This is a genomic window from Paenibacillus sp. FSL L8-0641 (assembly GCF_038006265.1).
GTDB lineage: Bacteria > Bacillota > Bacilli > Paenibacillales > Paenibacillaceae > Paenibacillus > Paenibacillus polymyxa_D.
In genome coordinates this window covers 4,347,054-4,366,421 of record NZ_JBBOUW010000001.1, presented here as the reverse complement: position 1 = coordinate 4,366,421, position 19,368 = coordinate 4,347,054, and the positions used below count along the sequence as shown (strand labels likewise).

Here is a 19,368-nt window from a genome sequence, read left to right as displayed (position 1 = left end):
ACCCTTTACACCATACGGTAGCCTGCAAACGACGCACGTGTCTCGCTAATCCAGCGTCGTGCTGTCGGACCGAGATCGGTCGTCTCCGAGTAAATGAGGGAGGTCGTTCGGCGTGTCTCCTTCAAATCGGGCAAGTACAGTGCAGTGAGTCCATTATCCCGTAATAGTTCGCTGCGCAAATAGGATTTGGGTAGCAAGGCAGAAGCCTTACAGGTTGGAAGCAGGCGTACAATTGCCTCGAAGGAGTCGATTTCCATGCGGATATCCGGCATGATGCCGCTGCGCTGGAACAAGTCATCCGTCAGACTGCGATACCAGGTTCCTTTGGAGAAAATAATCATCGGCAGTCCTTGCAGATCTTTCATCGAGGCCGTTCCTGTCTTGACGGTTAATTCATGTCCAATGGGAACAACGAGCTCCAAATGATCATCAAATAGCGGAATGCAACGCAGTCCGACTTCATGAATGGCAGATCCGACAATACCGGCGTCTGCTTTTTTGTCACGTACAAAGGCGACGATTTCATGGGTTTTACCGGTGAGCAGCTTCAGCTCGGTTTGAGGATGCTTGCTCATAAAAGCTTCGACAAGGGTAGGCAGCGTTGTCTGGAGTGTCGTGAGACTTGCGCCGAGTGTAAGCATACTCTGGGCTTCATTTTTGTGCTGGGAGAGCTTTTGTAAGAAGCGAAGCTGTCGTTGCCGTTGCTCTAGTGCGAATGTATAAACAAATCGGCCGGTGGACGTAATTTCGAGCCGTTTGCCCCGACGATCAAAGAGATTTACACCCAGCTCTTCCTCTAGCTTGGCAATTTTGCGGGACAGGGCGGGTTGGGACAGATTCAGCAGTTTGGAGGCTTTATTCAGGCTGGACTGCTCGACAATGACGGCAAAAGCGTTCAAATCCTCAAACAAATTATCCACTTCCTCTCTATATGCAAAAAAGACATAATAATTAATACGTATATTGCAATTCCATTATAAGCCGAAAAGGAGTAACATGAAAGCGACACAAGATGTTCACACTTTTGTTTTTCCTAATAAGGGACACCTTGTTGGACATTTCCTGTCGGGAACTGTCATTTTATATGTTATATTACTATTGAAAACGCTATTATTGGGAGAAGGGAGCATGACCTAGATGAGAGGATTTTATTCCAGAAAGCTGCATTCGCTTCTTGGCGTCATTCCGTTGGCTCTATTTTTTGTTGAGCATTTGGTGACGAACTTCACAGCGGTGGAGGGCGGCAAGGAAGGATTTAATCGCAGCGTGGCCTTCCTGAATGGTTTGCCGCTGGTTATTGTGCTAGAAACTTTATTCATCTACTTGCCATTACTGTTCCACGGAATTTATGGCTTGTATATCGCTTATCAGGCTGACCCGAATGTAAAAAGGTTCGGCTATTCACGTAACTGGCGCTTTCTGTTCCAGCGTATTTCCGGCGTCATTACGTTTGTATTTATTATCTGGCACGTATACGACACACGCTTTCAGGTCGCTCTGGGTAATGTAACCCATGAGGAGCTAGGCGGCGTCATGCATGGCATCGTGACAAACCCGGTTTATTTTATTTTGTATTTAATCAGTGTCGTTTCGGCATCCTTTCACTTTGCTAACGGACTGTGGGCATTTATGGTCAGTTGGGGGATTACTGTGGGACCACGTGCGCAAAAAGTATCTTCTTATATCTGTATGACCCTATTCGTGGTGGTGTCTATCGGCTTCATCGCTTCCCTGCTTGCATTCCGCAGCGCGGAATTTCAGGAAACAGCAACTGCCTTGGTGCAATGCAGTACTTTTAAACAACTACTGTAAATGAGTCATATCCATTATACATTGTGTTGAAATTCTATTTTCAAACGTAAAAGGGGATTTGGTTAAAAATCCTGAAAAAAAGGAGTGAGCAGAAATGGCAGCATCCAACATTATTGTCGTGGGCGGCGGTCTGGCAGGTCTAATGGCTACGATCAAGGCGGCAGAGGCGGGAGTTCACGTTCATTTATTTTCTTTGGTTCCGGTCAAAAGGTCCCACTCCGTTTGTGCTCAAGGTGGCATCAATGGTGCGGTAAATACCAAGGGTGAGGGAGACTCCCCCTGGATTCACTTTGATGATTCGGTCTATGGCGGGGATTTTCTGGCCAACCAGCCTCCGGTAAAAGCGATGTGCGAAGCGGCTCCGGGGATCATTCATCTCATGGACCGCATGGGCGTCATGTTTAACCGGACACCGGAAGGACTGCTGGACTTCCGCCGCTTCGGCGGTACCCAGCATCATCGGACCGCCTTTGCTGGTGCGACGACAGGACAGCAGCTTCTGTACGCTCTCGATGAGCAGGTACGGCGCTGGGAATCTGCGGGTTTGGTGACCAAGTATGAAAACTGGGAGTTTTTACAGGCTGTACTGGATGATGAAGGCATCTGTCGAGGGATTTGCGGGCAGGATTTGCGTACGATGGAAGTGAAGACTTTTGCGGCGGATGCAGTTATTTTGGCATCTGGTGGGCCCGGGATTATTTTCGGTAAAACCACGAATTCCGTCATTAATACGGGCACAGCTGCCGGTGCGGTGTATCAGCAAGGCGTACGCTATGCGAACGGTGAGTTTATCCAGATTCATCCGACGGCTATACCAGGTGATGACAAGCTGCGTCTCATGTCCGAGTCGGCACGGGGAGAGGGCGGTCGTATTTGGACGTATAAGGACGGTAAGCCATGGTATTTTCTCGAAGAAAAGTATCCAGCTTACGGAAATCTGGTCCCTCGCGATATTGCGACACGTGAAATATTCAGTGTATGCGTTGATGATGGACTGGGTATTAATGGCGAGAACATGGTCTACCTCGATCTGTCCCACAAGGACCCGAAAGAGCTGGATGTAAAACTGGGCGGCATTATTGAAATTTATGAGAAATTCGTCGGTGATGATCCGCGCAAAATTCCGATGAAAATATTCCCGGCTGTTCATTATTCAATGGGCGGCATGTGGGTCGATTACAATCAGATGACCAATATACCAGGCCTGTTCGCGGCTGGTGAGTGTGAATTCCAATACCACGGAGCGAACCGTTTGGGTGCGAACTCGTTGCTCTCAGCCATTTACGGCGGGATGGTGGCTGGACCTAAGGCTGTGGAATATATCAAAGGCTTGAAAAAATCTGCACAGGATACAGCGTCCTCCGTATTTGATGCCGCAGTCAATCAGCAGACGGAGAAGTATGAGCGTATTTTGCATATGGACGGAAAAGAAAATGCCTATGTTCTTCATAAAGAGCTGGGCGAGTGGATGACGAACAACATGACTGTGGTTCGTTATAATGACAAGCTGGAAGCTACGATCCACAAGATCAAGGAGCTGAAGGAGCGTTATTCTAACATTAACATCAATGACGCTTCGCGCTGGAACAATGCGGGTGCGGCGTTTACACGGCAACTGTGGAATATGATGGAGCTGGCTGAAGCGATGACCAAAGGTGCGCTGCTGCGCAACGAAAGCCGTGGGGCCCATTACAAACCAGACTTTCCAGATCGCAACGATGAGGATTTCCTGAAAACGACGATTGCGGACTGGACACCGGAAGGACCACAAATCTCGTATGAAGCGGTGGATGTTTCGCTGATCAAGCCACGCATTCGGGATTATTCCAAGAACAAATAACGGAAGGGAGTGTATTAGATGTCGGAGCAAGCAGTGAAGTCGAATAAAACAGTGAAGTTCGTTGTGACCCGTCAAGCTGATCCTAAAGCCAGTCCCTATACGGAAGAATTCGAATTGGCTTATCGTCCGGGGATGAATGTGATTAGCGCGCTGATGGAAATTCAGCGTAATCCGGTGGACAGCCACGGTAAAGAGACGGCTCCGGTGTGCTGGGAGTCGAATTGCCTGGAGGAAGTATGCGGAGCATGCTCCATGGTGATTAACGGCAAGCCGCGTCAGGCTTGTGCGGCGCTTGTCGATAAGCTGGAGCAGCCGATTACGATTGCACCGATGAGCACGTTCCCGGTAGTTCGGGATTTGGTCATTGACCGCAGCCGGATGTTTAATGCGCTCAAGAAGGTCAAAGCGTGGATTCCGATTGACGGTACTTACGATCTGGGACCTGGTCCTAGGATGGCAGAGAAGAAGCGTCAGTGGGCGTATGAGCTGTCCAAGTGCATGACCTGTGGTGTCTGTCTGGAAGCTTGCCCGAACGTCAACGAGAAGACGACGTTCATCGGACCTGCGGCGATATCTCAGGTTCGCCTGTTTAACAGCCATCCGACAGGGGAAATGAATCAGGAAGAGCGGCTAGAGGCGTTGATGACAGACGACGGGCTGGAAGGGTGCGGGAACTCGCAAAACTGCGTACGCTCTTGTCCGAAAGGTATTCCGTTGACCACTTCTATTGCCGAAATGAACAAGGAAACGACCAAGCATATGTTCAAGCGCTGGCTGACTGTATAGCACTAGACAGCGAATAGGTTATGCCCAAACAGGCTTTTTCTCAAACTGGAGAAAGCCTGTTTTTTGCGCTCAGGAATGATGGAGGGTAACATGGAGGAAGGAGCGCGGGATAGCAGTTATGGTATAATTATGGTATTGTGTATCGTTTTTGGAGAAAAGGAGGCTGGACAGGTGACTGTGCAACCGATAACGAATCGACCTGTCACTAGGTCGGATGTATTGAAGGGATTAGAGGATCTGGGGGTTCGGAGCGGCATGACATTGCTTGCTCACTCGTCGATGCGCAGCTTTGGACGCTTTGTTCCAGGCGGGGCCTCGGTCATTCTTGCCGCACTAACCGAAGCAGTTGGCCCGGAAGGGACGCTGGTGATGCCGACACAGTCACATGACTTGACTGATCCCTCGACTTGGATGAACCCGCCTCTGGATGAGTCATGGTGGGAACTGGTACGCGAGGAAATGCCCGCTTATGATCCGGCCTGGACGCTGACCGGAGGGATGGGCGTCATTGTAGAAACGTTCCGTGGCCTGCCGGGAACCAAGCGCAGCGGGCATCCGCATGTTTCTCTGGCGGCACGTGGACCCACAGCTTCGGAATTACTGGCAGCTCATGAGCTCGACTTTGGACTGGGTGAGCATTCGCCCTTGGCGAAGCTGTACGAGGCAGATGCTTATGTAGTGCTGTTGGGCTGCGGACATGACAGCAACACGTCCCTGCATTTGGCGGAATATCGAACAGCCTACAATGGACGTGAAGTGATCACCCATCAAGCTCCTATGATGGTGGATGGAGCAAAAGCGTGGGTATCTTTTCAGGATTTTAATATTACTTCAGATGACTTTGAGAAGCTGGGACTTGATTTTGAACGGGACTGTCCCTCAGCTTTTACGCGGGTGAACATTGGGGAGGCTTCATGTTTTTTCGCGAGGCAACGTGATTTGGTAGACTATGCGGAGCAGTGGTTGTCCACCCATCGCTAAAGCTTTTGGACGGTAAGAATTCGAATAAGTGAGATCAAGGAATAGATCGCAAGGGGGAACGCATATGGAGAAGACGCCGCACACCCGCCGCGAGAGTCAGGATGGCCCGCATCAGGGGGCCGCTATCCCTCCCGGTTCTTCGCGGCGTTCCGTTTCAAATGAACCAGCCAATCCTTCGCGCCGCCATTTTTTGAAAAAAGCGGCTTTAGCCACAGCCGGAACCGCGCTTCTGGCTGGAGGATATGCTTCCTTATGGGAGCCTAATCATTTGGAAATTACACGCTTCAACTTGTCTATCCCTCGTCTTCCGTCTGCTTTTGACGGAATCAGGGTCGTACATTTTAGTGATGTGCACTTGGGTTTTCACATGGATGAGCAGGATTTACGCGAGCTTGCGGACCGGATAGCAGGTCTGAAGCCAGATTTGCTCTGTTTTACAGGCGATATTGTGGATGACTATGCAGTATCCATGAAGGCTGCTGTTCCAGTTATGGCTTCTATGCACGCCACACTTGGCAAATTTGCTATTCTGGGCAATCATGATTATAGAGGCTTACCCGCCGGAGTACAGGAATTGTATCCGAAAACCGGGTTTACGTTGCTGAGAAACGAGCATGCGATTGTAGAGCGCGCGGGGCAGCGTGTAGCCATGGTCGGTTTAGAGGATAACATTATGGGCAAGCCCAATCCGCAGCGTGCCATCCACGGACTACCTGATGAGATGTGCAAGCTCCTGCTGATGCATGAGCCGGACTATGCAGATGTGGCGGCGCAAATGTCCTTTGATCTTCAATTGTCGGGGCATACGCATGGAGGACAGGTACGCTTGCCGGTCATTGGAGCGCCAATGCCGCCTCCGGGTGGACGCAAGTACATCCAGGGATTATTTCATGTGGGAACGGAGAGAATGCCGCTATATGTTAGCCGAGGCATTGGCATGACACATTTGCCGATTCGCGTGCTGTGCAGGCCGGAGCTTAGTGTCATTACGCTAAAATCTGGCCAATAGGCCATGATTTTTTTTCATCTTCATCATATAGTTTGGAACTACATAAAGATCGCTTGAATGTAGTGTAGAGATGTAGTCGTTTCGGACAAAGGAGTGAGGTTCAGATGGATCGTATTGCTGTCATTTCAGATATTCATGGCAATTGGCCTGCCTGTGAGGCGGTGCTGGAGGATATTGCTTCCCGAGGCATTAGCCGTGTGTTTTGTTTGGGGGATCTGATCGGCAAAGGGCCTAGCCCGAGCGAGGTTCTGGATGCTGTCCGTCAACGTTGTGAAGTGGTCGTGCGGGGGAATTGGGATGAGCTGGTCAGTATTACGGATGATCTCAATTTTAGCTGGCAAGCCGAGCGCTTGGGGGCAGAACGAGTGCAGTATTTGGCACAGTTACCGTTTCATTATGATTTCAGAATGAGCGGACGCCGTATCCGTCTGGTGCATGCCTCGCCGCAAAGTGTGTATCACCGTGTGCAGCCATGGGATGAGCCGGAAAAACGGCTTGCCATGTTCGATCCGTTAGCAGAAGAAAATGGAAAAGTTGCTTTTGCTCCGGATGTTGTGGGATATGGTGATGTGCACAATGCTTTTATCCAGCATTTTCAGGGGAAAACACTTTTTAACGTCGGCAGTGTCGGGAATCCGTTGGATGTTACGCAGGCTTCCTACTGCATTTTAGAGGGGGAGATGGGAGAGGAGCAGCCTACGTCCTTCTCCATTCATTTTGTACGTGTACCTTATGATATAGAACTGGCGGTAAAACAAGCGGAGGAAGCTGATGTGCCTTCTTTGCCGTATTATATTCGAGAGCTGCGTACAGGAATTTACCGCGGGATTCAGGACCTGGATTAAGTATGGAAACATTCATTTCTAAAAGCCAATCCATCCGCAGGAGGGAACATTGTGCTGACCAGAGAAATGCTTCGTCTTGGGCTACCAGAGCTTTACACCCGTCGAGTCCGATTGCGCCAGCTAAGAACGGAGGATTATCCCACGCTGGAACGGATCCTATCCGATCCATTGGTGATCCAATATGTGAATAGAATTCGCAAGCCAGTCTATGCACGAATGCGGCGTCTGGTTGCGCAAATTAAAATTTCTTCCGATTCACTAGATTCCCTGCATTTTGCGGTGGAATGGCATCCGAGAAATACAGAAGAAAGCAATCTACTTAGTGAATCCAATGAGCTTACCTCTTCACCGTTGCTCGGTATCGTCTCTTTTCAGCAATGGAATGAAAGAACGGGGGAGGCGCAATTGGGCTATATTCTGGATCGTCCTTTTTGGGGACAGGGGCTGGCTACAGAAGTGGTGGGAGAAATGCTGGATTTTGGTTTCGGATCTTTGAAGCTCCAGCGGATCGAAAGTCGTTGCCAAGCGGATAATCAGGCTTCCATGCGCGTGCTTATTAAAAATAAGATGCGCCTGCTGCGCACCATTGGTGCTTATGATCCCTCAGGAGAGGTGCCAAGTGTATTGGTATTTTCGATGACCCAAGGGGATTATGCATAGAAATGGAAGTGGAATATTTTGTTACAAAGATGAAATATAACTGCAAAACAACTCTAACACAGGACGGGTACAATACAGACATGACCCCCTTTTGAATAATATATGTTGCTGGGCCCGACGATTCGGGTCCTCTTTTTTTGTTATCCTATAGTAGGGCCTTCTCTATTTCTGCGGAAGCGAGTAGCCTTCTTGCCTTGGCTGTGCTCAGTTATATTTCAATTTGTTACAAAAATGAAATATAACTGCAAAGTTACTTTAACATAGAGTGGGTACAACATAAACATGACCCCCTTTGAATCATATATATATATTGCTGGGACCCGGAGCTTCGGGTCCCCTTTTTTTTATGATTTTTAGGAACGGGTCAGGCTGGTTATCAGCTCTGGAAGCCATTCATTTAGGGAGAGAAATGAGTACCCCTCTGACTGGGCTTTGGACGTATCCATGTACCACGATTGTGTAATACCAAATGGAGACATGTGCTCGTCTGCTGTTTTTTCTTTCATCACAGCTTGTTTTCCAGTTACCTGCTCAATGATCGAAATGATCTCCCCAATCCTCACTGTACCGTCGGAGCAAGCATTTACAGGCCCTGTTAAAGGAGTGTGACCAAGCCAAAACAGAAAATCTGCGGCTTCATCGGAACGAATAAATGAGATTTGTGCTGCGGCATTAGGTACTCCGATTTCTGTTCCTTCACGAACATGCTCGATATGAAAATGAAGTCTTTTCGTATAATCGTCTGTCCCCAATACAATCGGAAAACGAACAGCAACTACAGGAAACGTAGCTTGCTGCATAAAAACTGCTTCTGCCTGCCGTTTAGCCTCCTGATATGTAAAATCGTCCTTCCCGCCCTTGCGAACCGGGTAAGCCTGAGGGTCAAAGATGCTCTCTGTCAGCACTTCCGGGCTCGAATCATAGACGGATAGGCTGGAGATCACAATATACCTCTTGGCTATAGCATCAAAAATGCGGCAGGCTTCGCTTGCTTCATCTGGGGAAAAGCAAATATTATCATAAACAACGTCCCACACTTGCTCACCTACGGCCTCAGCGAGCGCTTGCGGGTCGGTACGGTCTGCACAAATCCGCTGAACGCGGTCAACAAACGAATCGCTTGCTTGGCCCCGTGTGAGGATGGTAACGGAGTTCTCGGAACTCTCTAGCAGACGTTCCACCAGTCTCTTGCCAAAAAAGTGCGTTCCACCCAGTACAAGTATCTTTTTCATACTTACATCACTCCTCCTAGAATGGTTTTCATTTATATTAAGATAGACGGACTAATGAATGTAAAAGATACAGGACGCAATGAAAAAAAGGAGGATCATATGCCATACGTAGAGATTCAGGATTTAGAAATGTATTACGAAAAAATGGGTACAGCTGCGAGGCAATGTGGCTTTATATTGTGCGGTGAAGCACCCTCAAATGTTTGCGACCGTTACGACCATAGGCTGTAGTGGAGTCGCATGTCCTGAGGGGGCAGATGAATTTGATTATGCGTCAGAGCGCACAGGATTGGCGCCAATATCCGCAATTGACACGTAGTGAGTTAAGTAGCATTACGTGCCCTGCATTATTTATCGCGGGTGAACATGACGATTTCGCCACAGAAGAGCAACTCCTGGAATTATGCTCAGGGGCCCAAGACTCACGTTATCTAATTGTTCCGGGTTGTAGTCATCGACCGCACATGCTTAGAGAGAAGCCGATCTTAATCAATGATTCTATTCTTTCATTTTTGAACAAACATGCGATTCGTTGAACCAATCATTCGCATAGCGGTGGAGCACCGCCTAATCTTACTCTCCTAGAAGCTTCAAGAAATTGGCCGGCACCGTAATTTGCTGATTATTAATCATAATCTTCCGAAGCTCCTCCATGGAGTCCTCTTCACCTCTAGCGTCTTTAATCTCCTTAATTTCACGATGCAGTCGCTCCATTTGGAGATCTAGCGCATTAGCGGAGTCTGCTGCGTTCTTTAATTCACGTGTCAGACTTTCGGGAACGGACTGGTTGTACTTATAAAAGATTTTATGCTCCAGGCTGGCCCAGAAATCCATCGCAATGGTTCGAATTTGCACCTCTACGCAGACTAGCTCCTCACAATCCGACATGAATACAGGGACTTGAACCAACAAATGCAGACTTTGGTAACCGTTCGGCTTGGGATTCTTGATGTAATCCTTAATTTCCAGTACCTTCAAGTCACTTTGTCTCTGAAGCATGTTACTGACATCATAAATGTCAGAAATAAAAGAGCAAGTAATACGCAAACCTGCGATATCCTTGATATGATCTTTGATAGCATCGAGCGATAACTCGCTATTTTTACGAATCATTTTATTCATGATGCTCTCAGGAGATTTAAGGCGTGATTTGGTATGCTCAATAGGGCTGTAATCGTGCAATGCTTGAAATTCCTGCTTTAATATTTCAATCTTGGTTTCCATTTCGTCGAGCGCAAATTTATAGATGAGCATAAATCGCGTGATGTCATGCTTTAGCTTTTTGAGTTTGTCCATAGGATCTTCCAAGTGCATATGTAATTCTCCTCACACATAGATGTCATAATCTTGCTAAGCGTTCGCCTTTGCAATGGAATTATCACCTTATAAATTACAATCCCCAACAATTCCATTGCAGCAGCGTTCGTAAGATCAAATGATTTGCGGAGCGGCAATTCCCACCTTGAATTTTAAAGCGCCACAGGAATTTTACGTTTTTCTTTAAAGTAGACCCATTCCCGGAAGCCAATATCCTTCAACATTGCCTTTACTTCTTCCCAGTCATCGCCTACCCGCGAAGGCTTATGGGCATCCGAACCAAAAGTGACCTCCACACCAAAATGGTGCGCTCTTTCTAAAATAGAAGCAGACGGGTACCATCCGCCACTTAGCTTGGTTTTACCCGAAGTGTTAATTTCAATCGCCACATTGGATTCCGCAATTACCTGCAAGGTTTCATCAATGGCTTCATCAGCAGGAATGTCTGAAAAGGCTGGAAAGTTCCCCTTCATTGCGTCAATATGGCCTAAAATCTGAAACATGCCGCTTCGCGCAGATTCCTGAATGAGCGCATAGTAGGCTTGTTTGACCTCGATTTTACGAGCGTCGCTTAATTTGTTCCAACGGTTACGGTTAAAAATGCTGTCCCCTTCGACATTGTGAATCGACCCAATGAGATAATCAAATGGATAAGGAGCCAGAGTGGAACGATATAATTCAGCAAAATCAGGAAAATAATCCGTTTCCAATCCGAGGAGCACGTCAATACGGCCTTCGTATTCTTTTTTAAGCTGTTGTACCTCTTCTACGTATTCAGCAAGCTGTGATTTGGCCATATAAATTTTAGGAAAAGCCTGATCCTGTTCGCTGCCCAGGAAAGGGGAATGGTCCGAAATACCAATCGCTTGTAAGCCCGACTGAATGCCTGCTTCAATGTAATCTCGAATGTTTCCGTCTGCATGACCGCAGCGGAAATGATGGGTGTGCAGATCAAATTTCATAGCCTGTCTTCCTTTCGTAATCAGGGTTTATATTGCGTATGTTGTTCATAGCGAATTACGTTATTCAGAACTGGTGAAATTCGTCTCCGGCATCCCCTTCAGATCACTTAAAAATTGCTGCATGGCTGAGTTTAGATATCGGCCGGATTTATAAATCACTCCTACCGGATGACTAACTTCCAACTCAGGAATATGGATCATTTTTAATGTGCCTGCACGCAGTTCAGAAGTGACCGATAGTCTGGAAATAATGGCCGCACCGAGATTAATTTCGACCATCCGTTTGACTTCCTCACTGCTGGACAACTCAATCACGACATGAGGCACGATTTGGTGCTTTTTAAATACATCGTCTACGAATTTTCGTCCCACCGTATCAGGAGAGAGCAGAATCAGCGGAATTTCCCGAAGGGCTTCAATGGTAGCATGTGGTTGTGAAGCCAGCGGATGAGTAGGAGACACGACTAGCTCAAAGGAATCGTAATACAGAACCGAAGTGCTTAAATTAGGATTACGTTCGATCAGATAGCCGATGCCAACATCAATAAGTCCGTTCTCCACCTGCTGATAAATCATGGAGGAAGCCATGGATTGAATGGAGGTTTTGATGAGAGGGAACTGATCCTGAAAGTAGGAAAGCACGCGCGGTAAAATTTGAATAGCGATGGATGTTGTGGTACCCAGCGCAATGTGACCCTGTGGTGTTTCGTTTAGATCGTACAATTTTTGTCTTAATTCCTCAACAACCTCTAATATGCGCTCGGCATGTTCCAAAAAAACAGCTCCCCGGTCGGTCAGGGTGACAGGCTGGTTGCGGTCAATCAGGATGGTTTTGAACTCATCCTCTAGACTTTTAATTTGGGCGGACACCGCCGGCTGCGTCAAATTGAGAAGTTCTCCGGCTTTGCGGAAGCTCATCGTTTTGGAAATCATGATAAGTGTTTCGAGTTGACTGATGTTCATGAAGTTCCTCCTCTCTTTTCTTAATCTTATCGCAGCTGTATAGAATGAATATTTTTAGCCAATCCATAGGTTCATATGTAAAACCGTCGTTATGCTTTATTTCATTAAATTATAGGTTATTCGAGCAGGAAGGGCAATGAATCGAAGCAGAGCACCTTAAAGTGTGGTATATTGGGAAATAAAGACTAAAGTCCTGATATCCTTCAAAAATAATCAATCTAAAACCGGTAAGAAGTAAAGATATAGGACATTATTCACATTTTTTGTGGTTTAGCTATAAAAAATTACCGGGTAGCTGTCGATAAGTGATATAGAGAGCATTTTAATGAGGATCGATTCGTTTTACAGTAATATTTAATTAAAAAATTCTAATTTAAATGGGACTTTTGTTGTGTGTCTAAAAGCCCATCGTAAAGGGGCGCTTTGATCGTGAAGGCAGAAGTGATAAATCCTTTTTTGGAGTCGGCGCGACGGGTCATTGAACAATTGATCCAAGTATCTCCTTCATCCGGAAATCTTGGTGTGAAAAATGTCGAGCTGGTGGACGACCACATCTGGATTATGATCGGGATGACCGGACAGCTTAGCGGAAATATTGTGTTCGGCCTGAATGAACAGGTGGCGCTACGTATGGTATCAGCGATGATGGGCGGATTTGTGTTGACTGAAATTGATGAGATGGGAAAAAGCGCAATTTCAGAATTGGGCAATATGATTAGTGGTAATGCCAGTACGATTTTGTCCAGTCAGGGAATTGTCGTGGATATTACGCCTCCGCAGGTCATGAAATCAGAAAACTTGACCACTTTTGTGCCTCAGCGTGCCCTTTATATTCCGCTCACGGTGGAAGGAATCGGTGAGCTGGATATTCAGGTGATGATCTCTTAATATTAAAGGAGCAAGTTTCTTTAATGTGGAGGGATGAGCGTGAGTATACTACAGGACAAGATAGTTGTGATTACAGGTGCATCCAGTGGGATTGGCGCCCTTTGCGCTCAGTTGTTAAGCGAAAAGGGCGCGATTCCTATTTTAACAGCACGCTCGCAGGAGCGACTGAAGCAAGTATCTGCGGGAATCAGCGGCAGACATGAGCTTATTCAACTGGACGTCACCCGCCAGGAGCAGGTAGAGGCTGTTGCTGCACGAGTATTGGGACAGTACGGACGGGTCGATATATTACTTAACAATGCAGGCTACGGAAAGTTTGAGTATTTTAATGAAACCGACCTGACGGAGTTTGAACAAATGATGGACGTGAACTACATGGGTGTTGTTCGCTGCATCAAGGCGTTTCTGCCACAAATGACAGAGCGGGGCCTTGGACAGATTGTCAATGTAGCATCAATGGCCGGGAAAATCGGGACAGCCAAATCGTCTTCTTACACGGCGACGAAGCATGCTTTGCTCGGTTTCAGCAATGCGCTCCGGCAAGAGCTGCGCGGGAGTGGAGTGACTGTAACGACGATTAATCCGGGGCCGATCGACACACCGTTTTTTGAGTTGGCAGATCCTTCAGGAGGATATGTTCGAAATGTAAGCTGGTTTATGCTACAACCAGATAAGGTAGCACGGCATATCGTAAGAGCGATGGAGCTTCGCAAGGAGGAGGTTAATCTGCCACGGTGGGTATCTCCTTTTCTCAAGCTGTATCAGTTAGCTCCCAGACTGACCGACAGGCTGGGTCATGGGGTGATGAATAAGAAATAAAAGATGTCCCGTAAGCCATTAGCTATGGTGAGGGACATCTTTTATTTTTGTGATTTGGTAACAGGGCTATTTTCGCATATAATGGAGAGTAACGAATTTACGTATAGGGGTTGGACCTTTTCATGACATTGAATTTTGAATCGCTCGGCGTTGAACAAGATCTGTTGGACAAACTGACTGAGCATGAAATTACACAGCCTTCGCCAGTTCAGGCAGAGGCTATACCGGAAATAATGAAGGGAAAGCATGTATTGGCGCGCTCACAAACTGGCACAGGCAAGACACTGGCTTATTTGCTGCCGCTGTTGCAAGCGATTGATCCGCAGAAAAAGGCTACGCAAAAGCTGATACTAGCTCCAAGCCAGGAACTGGCCATGCAAATTGTACGTGAGGGTCAGCGCTACGGTGAGCATCGCGGAATCCGTGTACTCGGTCTGATTGGTGGGGCGGCTATCAAACGTCAAATCGAAAAGCTCAAGGATCATCCACAGCTTGTCGTGGGCACACCAGGACGTGTACGGGAACTCATCGCTTCAAAAAAGTTGAAAATGCACAATATTACAGCCATTGTTATCGATGAGGTGGATCAGATGTTCCAGCTCGGCGGAGCAGGCGATGTAACCAATATATTGGGCACCGCCCAACGCGATCGTCAATTGGTATTCCTGTCCGCAACGCTGAACGACGAGATTCAGTCGCTGGCGAAACGGGAGATGCGTGAATACGTAGAAATTGGGATTGATCCCGACCAGAAGACGGCCAGTGGACTGGAACACTATTACTTTGTATCTGAAGAACGGGATAAGGTGGATATGCTGCGCCGTCTGGTACGTCATTTTAATCCGAGAAAAGCGCTGGTGTTCGTGAATACAACCAATGCCATCGGGGAGATTGAGGCCAAGCTCAAGCATATGGGGCTGACTACGGCATCCTTGTATGGAGATGCGGATAAAGTCACGCGTAGCAATGTGTTGGCCCGATTCCGTGAGGACAAGCTCAAAGTGCTGGTCGCTTCGGATGTGGCAGCCCGTGGTCTGGATATTGAGGGCCTTGAAATGGTTATTCATTTTGATCCGGCTACGGATAGTCAAGCTTATGTTCACCGTGCAGGACGGACAGGACGGATGGGACGCAAAGGATTGGTGGCATCGGTTGTCACTGACCGTGAAACGTTCATCATGCGTAAGTTCTCCCGTGAACTGGGCATTGACATCGCAGAGCGTGCGTTGCATGGAGGTCGAGTAGTTGTGCCGCGTCCGGCGGATGCCAAGCGTGCACCTGTAAGACCCTCCGAGGCTAGATCCTTATCTAACGGAGCATCGGCGGAGGACCGAAAGGCACCTGTTCGTGCCGAAAACGGACGTCCTGGCAGGAATTCCGCGAACGGTTCAGCTCCAGGCAAGAGCAAAGGTGCAGCCTTGTCCAAAGCAGGAAAAGCACAGCGCGAGCGTGATCGCAAAAACAAGGGTGCACCAAGATGGCTGAAGGAAAAAGGATCAAAACCGAACGAGTAAGGGAGAAGAGGGGGAGCCATGGAACAACAGCCTGTGTTGCAAATTAACGGACTGACCGGCGGATATAGCGCCAAGCGCCCGGTGTTGCATCAGATTTCGCTGGATGTGAAACCGGGCGAAATGGTAGGACTGATTGGTCTGAACGGGGCCGGGAAAAGTACGACCATGAAGCATATTTTGGGCCTGATGACACCGCAGGCCGGAGAAATTCGTGTGCAGGGGCATAAGCAGGATGAAAATCCCGAGGAATATCAGGGAGCCATTGCTTTTGTACCTGAATCTCCAGAGCTGTATCCTGAAATGACGGTGATGGAGCATATGGAATTCACGGCCAGAGCGTACGGAGTTAGCGAAGCAGATTTCCGCACACGCAGTGATCAAATGCTGGACTTGTTCCGTATGCGGGATAAAAGTGGAAGTATGTCGATGCACCTGTCTAAAGGGATGCGCCAGAAAGTGATGATTATGTGTGCATTTTTAGCGGGACCGCCGTTGTATGTCATAGATGAACCTTTTTTGGGTTTGGACCCGCTTGGTATTCGTTCCCTGCTTGACTTTATGTTAGAGATGAAGCGTTCGGGTTCGTCCATTCTACTCAGTTCTCATATTTTGTCCACGATTGAAAATTATTGCGATCGTTTCATTGTACTTCATCAGGGTGCCATCATTGCGCAGGGTACGCTGGACGAAGTGACAGCACAGGCGGGTAAGCCGGGCATGCCGCTGGAAGATGCATTTTATGAGCTGGTACAGGGCAGGGAATGAGCATGGATTTGCAACGTCTGCATAAAGAAAGACGTGTAGCGTTCTGGGGACAGGTGTTGCCTTATCTGGGCTATGTCATTCAGAGCGGTCTGGCGGTGGTGTTCGGCTTTGCACTGATTGCCTTTGCCGCATGGTACACGTCGCTACTAATGCATACTCCACCGGATTTGCCCATCCGCTGGATCATGCTTATTGTGGCTATTCCGATTGCTCATGCGAGCTTTCGTACGTATTTAAACGCAGCGGATATTGTTTTTCTCCGTCCACAGGAGCACGCAATGCACTATTATTTTAAGGCCAGCCTGATTCGGGGTGTGGTGTATAAAATATTCGGTTTGCTATTGCTGTCTATTATCGTGTGGCCGCTGTATATTCGCAGTGATTCCGCGCCTAAGCCGTTGCTACTGACCCTGCTACTGTTCGTGCTATTAAAGCTGCTATTCAGCTACGGCGGCTGGCAAGAGCTTCGTATGGTATCGATTGGCGGGAGTATAGGCTATCGTCTGCTTCGGTGGGTGTTGGCTGTGCTGATGGTAGCCGCATGGCTATGGCAGCCTCCACTACACAGCGTACCATTTATCATATTGGTCGGTGTGGTGTACGTGCTTGTTCTGCGTTTTCCGGTCAAGCTGCTAGTGGCTTGGGAAAAGCTGATTCGTACAGAGGGTATGCAGGCTGCTCGGGTGATGCGCACTTTGGGCTGGTTTGTCGATGTGCCCGCCCTTACGCAGAGAGTGACGCCGCGCCGTTGGCTATCCTGGTTGGGAGGTAACATACCTTGGAACAGAAGGGGAGCGTATCGTTATCTGCTGTTTAAGACGTTCCTGCGCACAGAGCCAGCAGGTATTGTCATTCGGCTTGGGATTCTGGGGTTGTTAACTATATATATCACCCATGCTAGTTGGATTGGTATTGCAGTATATTTATTTTTCATATTCCTCATTGGTGTACAGGTCACTTCACTAAGGCAGTATCACAAGGATTCGTTATGGCTTCAGTTGTATCCGATTCCTGCGCATAGTCGTCGTGCGTCTTTTCTCGACTTTGTTGTTCGGTTGACGTTGCCGGCTGCTGTGGTTCTGTGGCTTCCTTTTCTGGCAAAGGGAACGGAAGATCTACTGTCTACACTGCTCACGTTGCTTGGGGGAGTTGCAGTAGTGTTCCTGCTACGAGGCGCTCAAGCCAAAAAATGGCGTTTGGACGGTCAGGATGAAGAAGAAGTGTGATTTGTATCTATGTGAATAAAGTAAAGGCTAATTCGCAGGCAGCACTTGCTGCTTGCGAATTAGCCTTTTTTTGTACTGCTATCATAGCCGTGGGTGCAGATATCCGTCAGCTTATATAAAGATCGTTTTGCTGATGATAACTAATAAAATGAACAGTACCAGAATTGTTCCTGTGCTTGTGAATGCGCCGTAACCACCGTAACCGCCTCTTGTTTCTTCTGCTCCCATGCTCATTCTCCTCTCGGTCATTGTGATAAAGGATACATCGTATCTTATGAAGTGGATTTTCAGATTGCGTGGGCCATTGCTCAGGTATGTTGCTGAATCGCCTTATATTTTTCATCAGATGTAGGGGAGGAGAGAGGAAAAGACACGTATTGTCGAGAATAGAAGAAGTACGTAATCATTATCACTTGGAAAGTGGGAAAGACGAGATGCTGATAGATAAGCTGCTCGTGAACATATTTCTTGTGTTTGTACCGTTATTGGTATATAGCGCTTTGTCAGATCATCGGCATATGAAACATACCCCGTTGCTTATGGGAGGGGTGCTGGGTGTGTCTTCTGTGCTTTGCCTTATGTTTTCGTATATTTGGTATGGACTATTTTGGGATCTTCGATATGTTCCTCTGATCCTTTCTGTTTTATATTTTGGTCCTAAGGCAGGGCTTCTGAATATAACGTTGATGGTGATGGCTCGTATGTATATAGATCCTGAGTCTATAGTGGTGAGTTTTCCCAGCATGATGTTGTGTTATTTGGGGCCTCTCTTGGTGAGAAAAAAGTTTATGCAGCTCAATAGTATATTGCTTCGGGTGGGCATGAATATGCTAATGAGTATATGGACCAGTATTGCCATGTTTATATTTCTGTTAATACATTCCTGGGTCAATGGAAGGCTAGATAAGGATGAGATCGAGCTGATCCGGGCAATACTCTGGTTCGGTATGATTCAATTCCTAAGCATTGGAGCCTCCTCTTTCTGGATGGAGTTTAGTTTGGAACGGGAAGAAATGAGAAGAAAGATTAAATATGCTGAGCATCTGAATACGTTAGGTGAACTGGCTGCCTCTATGGCTCATGAAGTACGGAATCCATTGACCGTTATTAAAGGGTTCTTGCAAATGGTTCAGTCAGGGCTAGAAGGGAAAAATCGCAGATATATTGCTTTGGCACTAGCAGAGGTCGATCGGGCTGAAAGAATTATTAGCGACTATCTGAACTTATCCAGACCGCAGATTGGGAACACAGAGCTGATGGATCTGTCTGGCATGGTTCAACAGATTGTTTTGCTTTTGAAACCGATGGCGACCAAGCAAGGCGTAAGACTGTATACTGAGCTAAGGAATGAAATATACGTACATATGGATCGTAATCAGCTGTTACAGGCGTTAATACATGTGACGAAAAATGCGATCGAAGCTGCGGATGATGGAGGCAGGGTATACATAAAGCTGGCGATTCAGGAAGAGAAGGCATGTCTGCATATTAGGGATACAGGAAAAGGCATGAGTCAGGAGCATCTGGAGCGAGTGGGTACTTTGTTTTTTTCAACCAAAGAGGTAGGAACGGGACTGGGAACGGTCGTCTCCTTTCGAATCATTGAAGCCATGAACGGAAGTATACACTATGAGAGTGAGCCCGGAGTCGGAACGGAGGTAGTCATCCTGCTGCCACTCGCACAAGAATCAATGCTCGCTGCTGAAGGATAGTTTGTTTCGAAGTGTGACTTACAATGGTTCAGCCCAT

Annotated in this window: 20 protein-coding genes; 14 read left to right on the top strand and 6 right to left on the bottom strand. The window is 47.6% G+C overall.

Features of this window, described 5'->3' with window-relative positions; genetic code table 11:
• Positions 1-5: 5 nt before the first annotated feature.
• A complete protein-coding gene (locus MKY16_RS19765; protein WP_029518250.1) occupies positions 6-911 on the bottom strand; it encodes a LysR family transcriptional regulator in 906 nt (301 codons plus the stop codon).
• Positions 912-1,137: 226 nt separating this feature from the next.
• Here MKY16_RS19765 and MKY16_RS19760 point away from each other — a divergent pair, with 226 nt between their 5' ends.
• The 7 genes from MKY16_RS19760 to MKY16_RS19730 all read left to right on the top strand — a co-directional run bounded on the left by MKY16_RS19760 (position 1,138) and on the right by MKY16_RS19730 (position 7,933).
• Entirely contained in the window at positions 1,138-1,812 is a 675-nt protein-coding gene (locus MKY16_RS19760) for a succinate dehydrogenase cytochrome b558 subunit (protein ID WP_069012627.1), read from the top strand.
• A 94-nt stretch (positions 1,813-1,906) separates the two neighbouring features.
• Positions 1,907-3,652, top strand: a complete 1,746-nt coding sequence (gene sdhA, locus MKY16_RS19755) for a succinate dehydrogenase flavoprotein subunit (RefSeq protein WP_039272682.1) — start codon at positions 1,907-1,909, stop codon at positions 3,650-3,652.
• Positions 3,653-3,670: 18 nt separating this feature from the next.
• Positions 3,671-4,438 (top strand): succinate dehydrogenase iron-sulfur subunit, encoded by a 768-nt coding sequence (gene sdhB, locus MKY16_RS19750; RefSeq protein ID WP_013311795.1) that lies wholly within the window; start codon positions 3,671-3,673, stop codon positions 4,436-4,438.
• 171 nt (positions 4,439-4,609) lie between these two features.
• Positions 4,610-5,419: an aminoglycoside N(3)-acetyltransferase gene (locus tag MKY16_RS19745; protein WP_069012665.1), complete on the top strand. Its 810-nt coding sequence runs from the start codon at positions 4,610-4,612 to the stop codon at positions 5,417-5,419.
• Between the two features lie 64 nt (positions 5,420-5,483).
• Positions 5,484-6,428, top strand: coding sequence for a metallophosphoesterase (locus MKY16_RS19740; RefSeq protein ID WP_069012628.1), 945 nt, complete (start codon positions 5,484-5,486; stop codon positions 6,426-6,428).
• Positions 6,429-6,532: 104 nt separating this feature from the next.
• Complete coding sequence (locus MKY16_RS19735) at positions 6,533-7,273, top strand: metallophosphoesterase family protein (RefSeq protein ID WP_029518256.1); 741 nt, start codon at positions 6,533-6,535, stop codon at positions 7,271-7,273.
• 51 nt (positions 7,274-7,324) lie between these two features.
• Positions 7,325-7,933 carry a GNAT family N-acetyltransferase gene (locus tag MKY16_RS19730; RefSeq protein ID WP_340956737.1) on the top strand — a complete coding sequence of 203 codons (609 nt, stop codon included), beginning with the start codon at positions 7,325-7,327 and terminating at the stop codon, positions 7,931-7,933.
• 353 nt (positions 7,934-8,286) lie between these two features.
• Here the strand turns inward: MKY16_RS19730 and MKY16_RS19725 are convergent, their stop codons facing one another.
• Complete coding sequence (locus MKY16_RS19725; protein WP_340956735.1) at positions 8,287-9,165, bottom strand: NAD(P)H-binding protein; 879 nt, start codon at positions 9,163-9,165, stop codon at positions 8,287-8,289.
• Positions 9,166-9,428: 263 nt separating this feature from the next.
• On the opposite strand from MKY16_RS19725, the gene MKY16_RS19720 reads away from it, so the two are divergent.
• Complete coding sequence (locus tag MKY16_RS19720; RefSeq protein ID WP_238437842.1) at positions 9,429-9,701, top strand: alpha/beta fold hydrolase; 273 nt, start codon at positions 9,429-9,431, stop codon at positions 9,699-9,701.
• A 37-nt stretch (positions 9,702-9,738) separates the two neighbouring features.
• Here MKY16_RS19720 and MKY16_RS19715 read toward each other — a convergent pair whose 3' ends face one another.
• The 3 genes from MKY16_RS19715 to MKY16_RS19705 all read right to left on the bottom strand — a co-directional run bounded on the left by MKY16_RS19715 (position 9,739) and on the right by MKY16_RS19705 (position 12,407).
• Positions 9,739-10,479 carry a GTP pyrophosphokinase gene (locus tag MKY16_RS19715; RefSeq protein WP_340956733.1) on the bottom strand — a complete coding sequence of 247 codons (741 nt, stop codon included), beginning with the start codon at positions 10,477-10,479 and terminating at the stop codon, positions 9,739-9,741.
• A 155-nt stretch (positions 10,480-10,634) separates the two neighbouring features.
• A complete protein-coding gene (locus MKY16_RS19710) occupies positions 10,635-11,444 on the bottom strand; it encodes a histidinol-phosphatase (protein WP_013311787.1) in 810 nt (269 codons plus the stop codon).
• A 60-nt stretch (positions 11,445-11,504) separates the two neighbouring features.
• Positions 11,505-12,407, bottom strand: a complete 903-nt coding sequence (locus MKY16_RS19705) for a LysR family transcriptional regulator (RefSeq protein ID WP_023990132.1) — start codon at positions 12,405-12,407, stop codon at positions 11,505-11,507.
• Positions 12,408-12,836: 429 nt separating this feature from the next.
• Here MKY16_RS19705 and MKY16_RS19700 point away from each other — a divergent pair, with 429 nt between their 5' ends.
• The 5 genes from MKY16_RS19700 to MKY16_RS19680 all read left to right on the top strand — a co-directional run bounded on the left by MKY16_RS19700 (position 12,837) and on the right by MKY16_RS19680 (position 17,619).
• Complete coding sequence (locus tag MKY16_RS19700) at positions 12,837-13,295, top strand: chemotaxis protein CheX (RefSeq protein WP_029518260.1); 459 nt, start codon at positions 12,837-12,839, stop codon at positions 13,293-13,295.
• A 39-nt stretch (positions 13,296-13,334) separates the two neighbouring features.
• Positions 13,335-14,114, top strand: a complete 780-nt coding sequence (locus tag MKY16_RS19695) for an SDR family NAD(P)-dependent oxidoreductase (protein WP_029518261.1) — start codon at positions 13,335-13,337, stop codon at positions 14,112-14,114.
• A 122-nt stretch (positions 14,115-14,236) separates the two neighbouring features.
• Complete coding sequence (locus MKY16_RS19690; RefSeq protein ID WP_029518262.1) at positions 14,237-15,628, top strand: DEAD/DEAH box helicase; 1,392 nt, start codon at positions 14,237-14,239, stop codon at positions 15,626-15,628.
• Positions 15,629-15,646: 18 nt separating this feature from the next.
• Positions 15,647-16,393 (top strand): ABC transporter ATP-binding protein, encoded by a 747-nt coding sequence (locus MKY16_RS19685; protein ID WP_013311782.1) that lies wholly within the window; start codon positions 15,647-15,649, stop codon positions 16,391-16,393.
• A gap of 2 nt (positions 16,394-16,395) precedes the next feature.
• Positions 16,396-17,619, top strand: a complete 1,224-nt coding sequence (locus MKY16_RS19680) for an ABC transporter permease (protein ID WP_340956728.1) — start codon at positions 16,396-16,398, stop codon at positions 17,617-17,619.
• Between the two features lie 111 nt (positions 17,620-17,730).
• On the opposite strand, the gene MKY16_RS19675 is transcribed toward MKY16_RS19680, so the two are convergent.
• On the bottom strand, positions 17,731-17,847 hold the full coding sequence (locus MKY16_RS19675) for a hypothetical protein (protein ID WP_023990126.1): 117 nt from the start codon (positions 17,845-17,847) through the stop codon (positions 17,731-17,733).
• Between the two features lie 206 nt (positions 17,848-18,053).
• On the opposite strand from MKY16_RS19675, the gene MKY16_RS19670 reads away from it, so the two are divergent.
• The gene (locus MKY16_RS19670) at positions 18,054-19,331 is read left to right on the top strand and encodes a sensor histidine kinase (protein WP_029518264.1); all 1,278 of its coding nucleotides are present in this window, start codon (positions 18,054-18,056) and stop codon (positions 19,329-19,331) included.
• Positions 19,332-19,368 lie beyond the last annotated feature (37 nt).

What these genes read in the sequence shown, in the direction of transcription:
- MKY16_RS19760 (WP_069012627.1), top strand. Translation starts at nt 1,138, where the DNA reads ATGAGAGGATTTTATTCCAGAAAGCTGCATTCGCTTCTTGGCGTCATT.
- sdhA (WP_039272682.1), top strand. Translation starts at nt 1,907, where the DNA reads ATGGCAGCATCCAACATTATTGTCGTGGGCGGCGGTCTGGCAGGTCTA.
- sdhB (WP_013311795.1), top strand. Translation starts at nt 3,671, where the DNA reads ATGTCGGAGCAAGCAGTGAAGTCGAATAAAACAGTGAAGTTCGTTGTG.
- MKY16_RS19740 (WP_069012628.1), top strand. Translation starts at nt 5,484, where the DNA reads ATGGAGAAGACGCCGCACACCCGCCGCGAGAGTCAGGATGGCCCGCAT.
- MKY16_RS19735 (WP_029518256.1), top strand. Translation starts at nt 6,533, where the DNA reads ATGGATCGTATTGCTGTCATTTCAGATATTCATGGCAATTGGCCTGCC.
- MKY16_RS19725 (WP_340956735.1), bottom strand. Translation starts at nt 9,165, where the DNA reads ATGAAAAAGATACTTGTACTGGGTGGAACGCACTTTTTTGGCAAGAGA.
- MKY16_RS19715 (WP_340956733.1), bottom strand. Translation starts at nt 10,479, where the DNA reads ATGCACTTGGAAGATCCTATGGACAAACTCAAAAAGCTAAAGCATGAC.
- MKY16_RS19710 (WP_013311787.1), bottom strand. Translation starts at nt 11,444, where the DNA reads ATGAAATTTGATCTGCACACCCATCATTTCCGCTGCGGTCATGCAGAC.
- MKY16_RS19705 (WP_023990132.1), bottom strand. Translation starts at nt 12,407, where the DNA reads ATGAACATCAGTCAACTCGAAACACTTATCATGATTTCCAAAACGATG.
- MKY16_RS19690 (WP_029518262.1), top strand. Translation starts at nt 14,237, where the DNA reads ATGACATTGAATTTTGAATCGCTCGGCGTTGAACAAGATCTGTTGGAC.
- MKY16_RS19685 (WP_013311782.1), top strand. Translation starts at nt 15,647, where the DNA reads ATGGAACAACAGCCTGTGTTGCAAATTAACGGACTGACCGGCGGATAT.
- MKY16_RS19680 (WP_340956728.1), top strand. Translation starts at nt 16,396, where the DNA reads ATGGATTTGCAACGTCTGCATAAAGAAAGACGTGTAGCGTTCTGGGGA.
- MKY16_RS19675 (WP_023990126.1), bottom strand. Translation starts at nt 17,847, where the DNA reads ATGGGAGCAGAAGAAACAAGAGGCGGTTACGGTGGTTACGGCGCATTC.
- MKY16_RS19670 (WP_029518264.1), top strand. Translation starts at nt 18,054, where the DNA reads ATGCTGATAGATAAGCTGCTCGTGAACATATTTCTTGTGTTTGTACCG.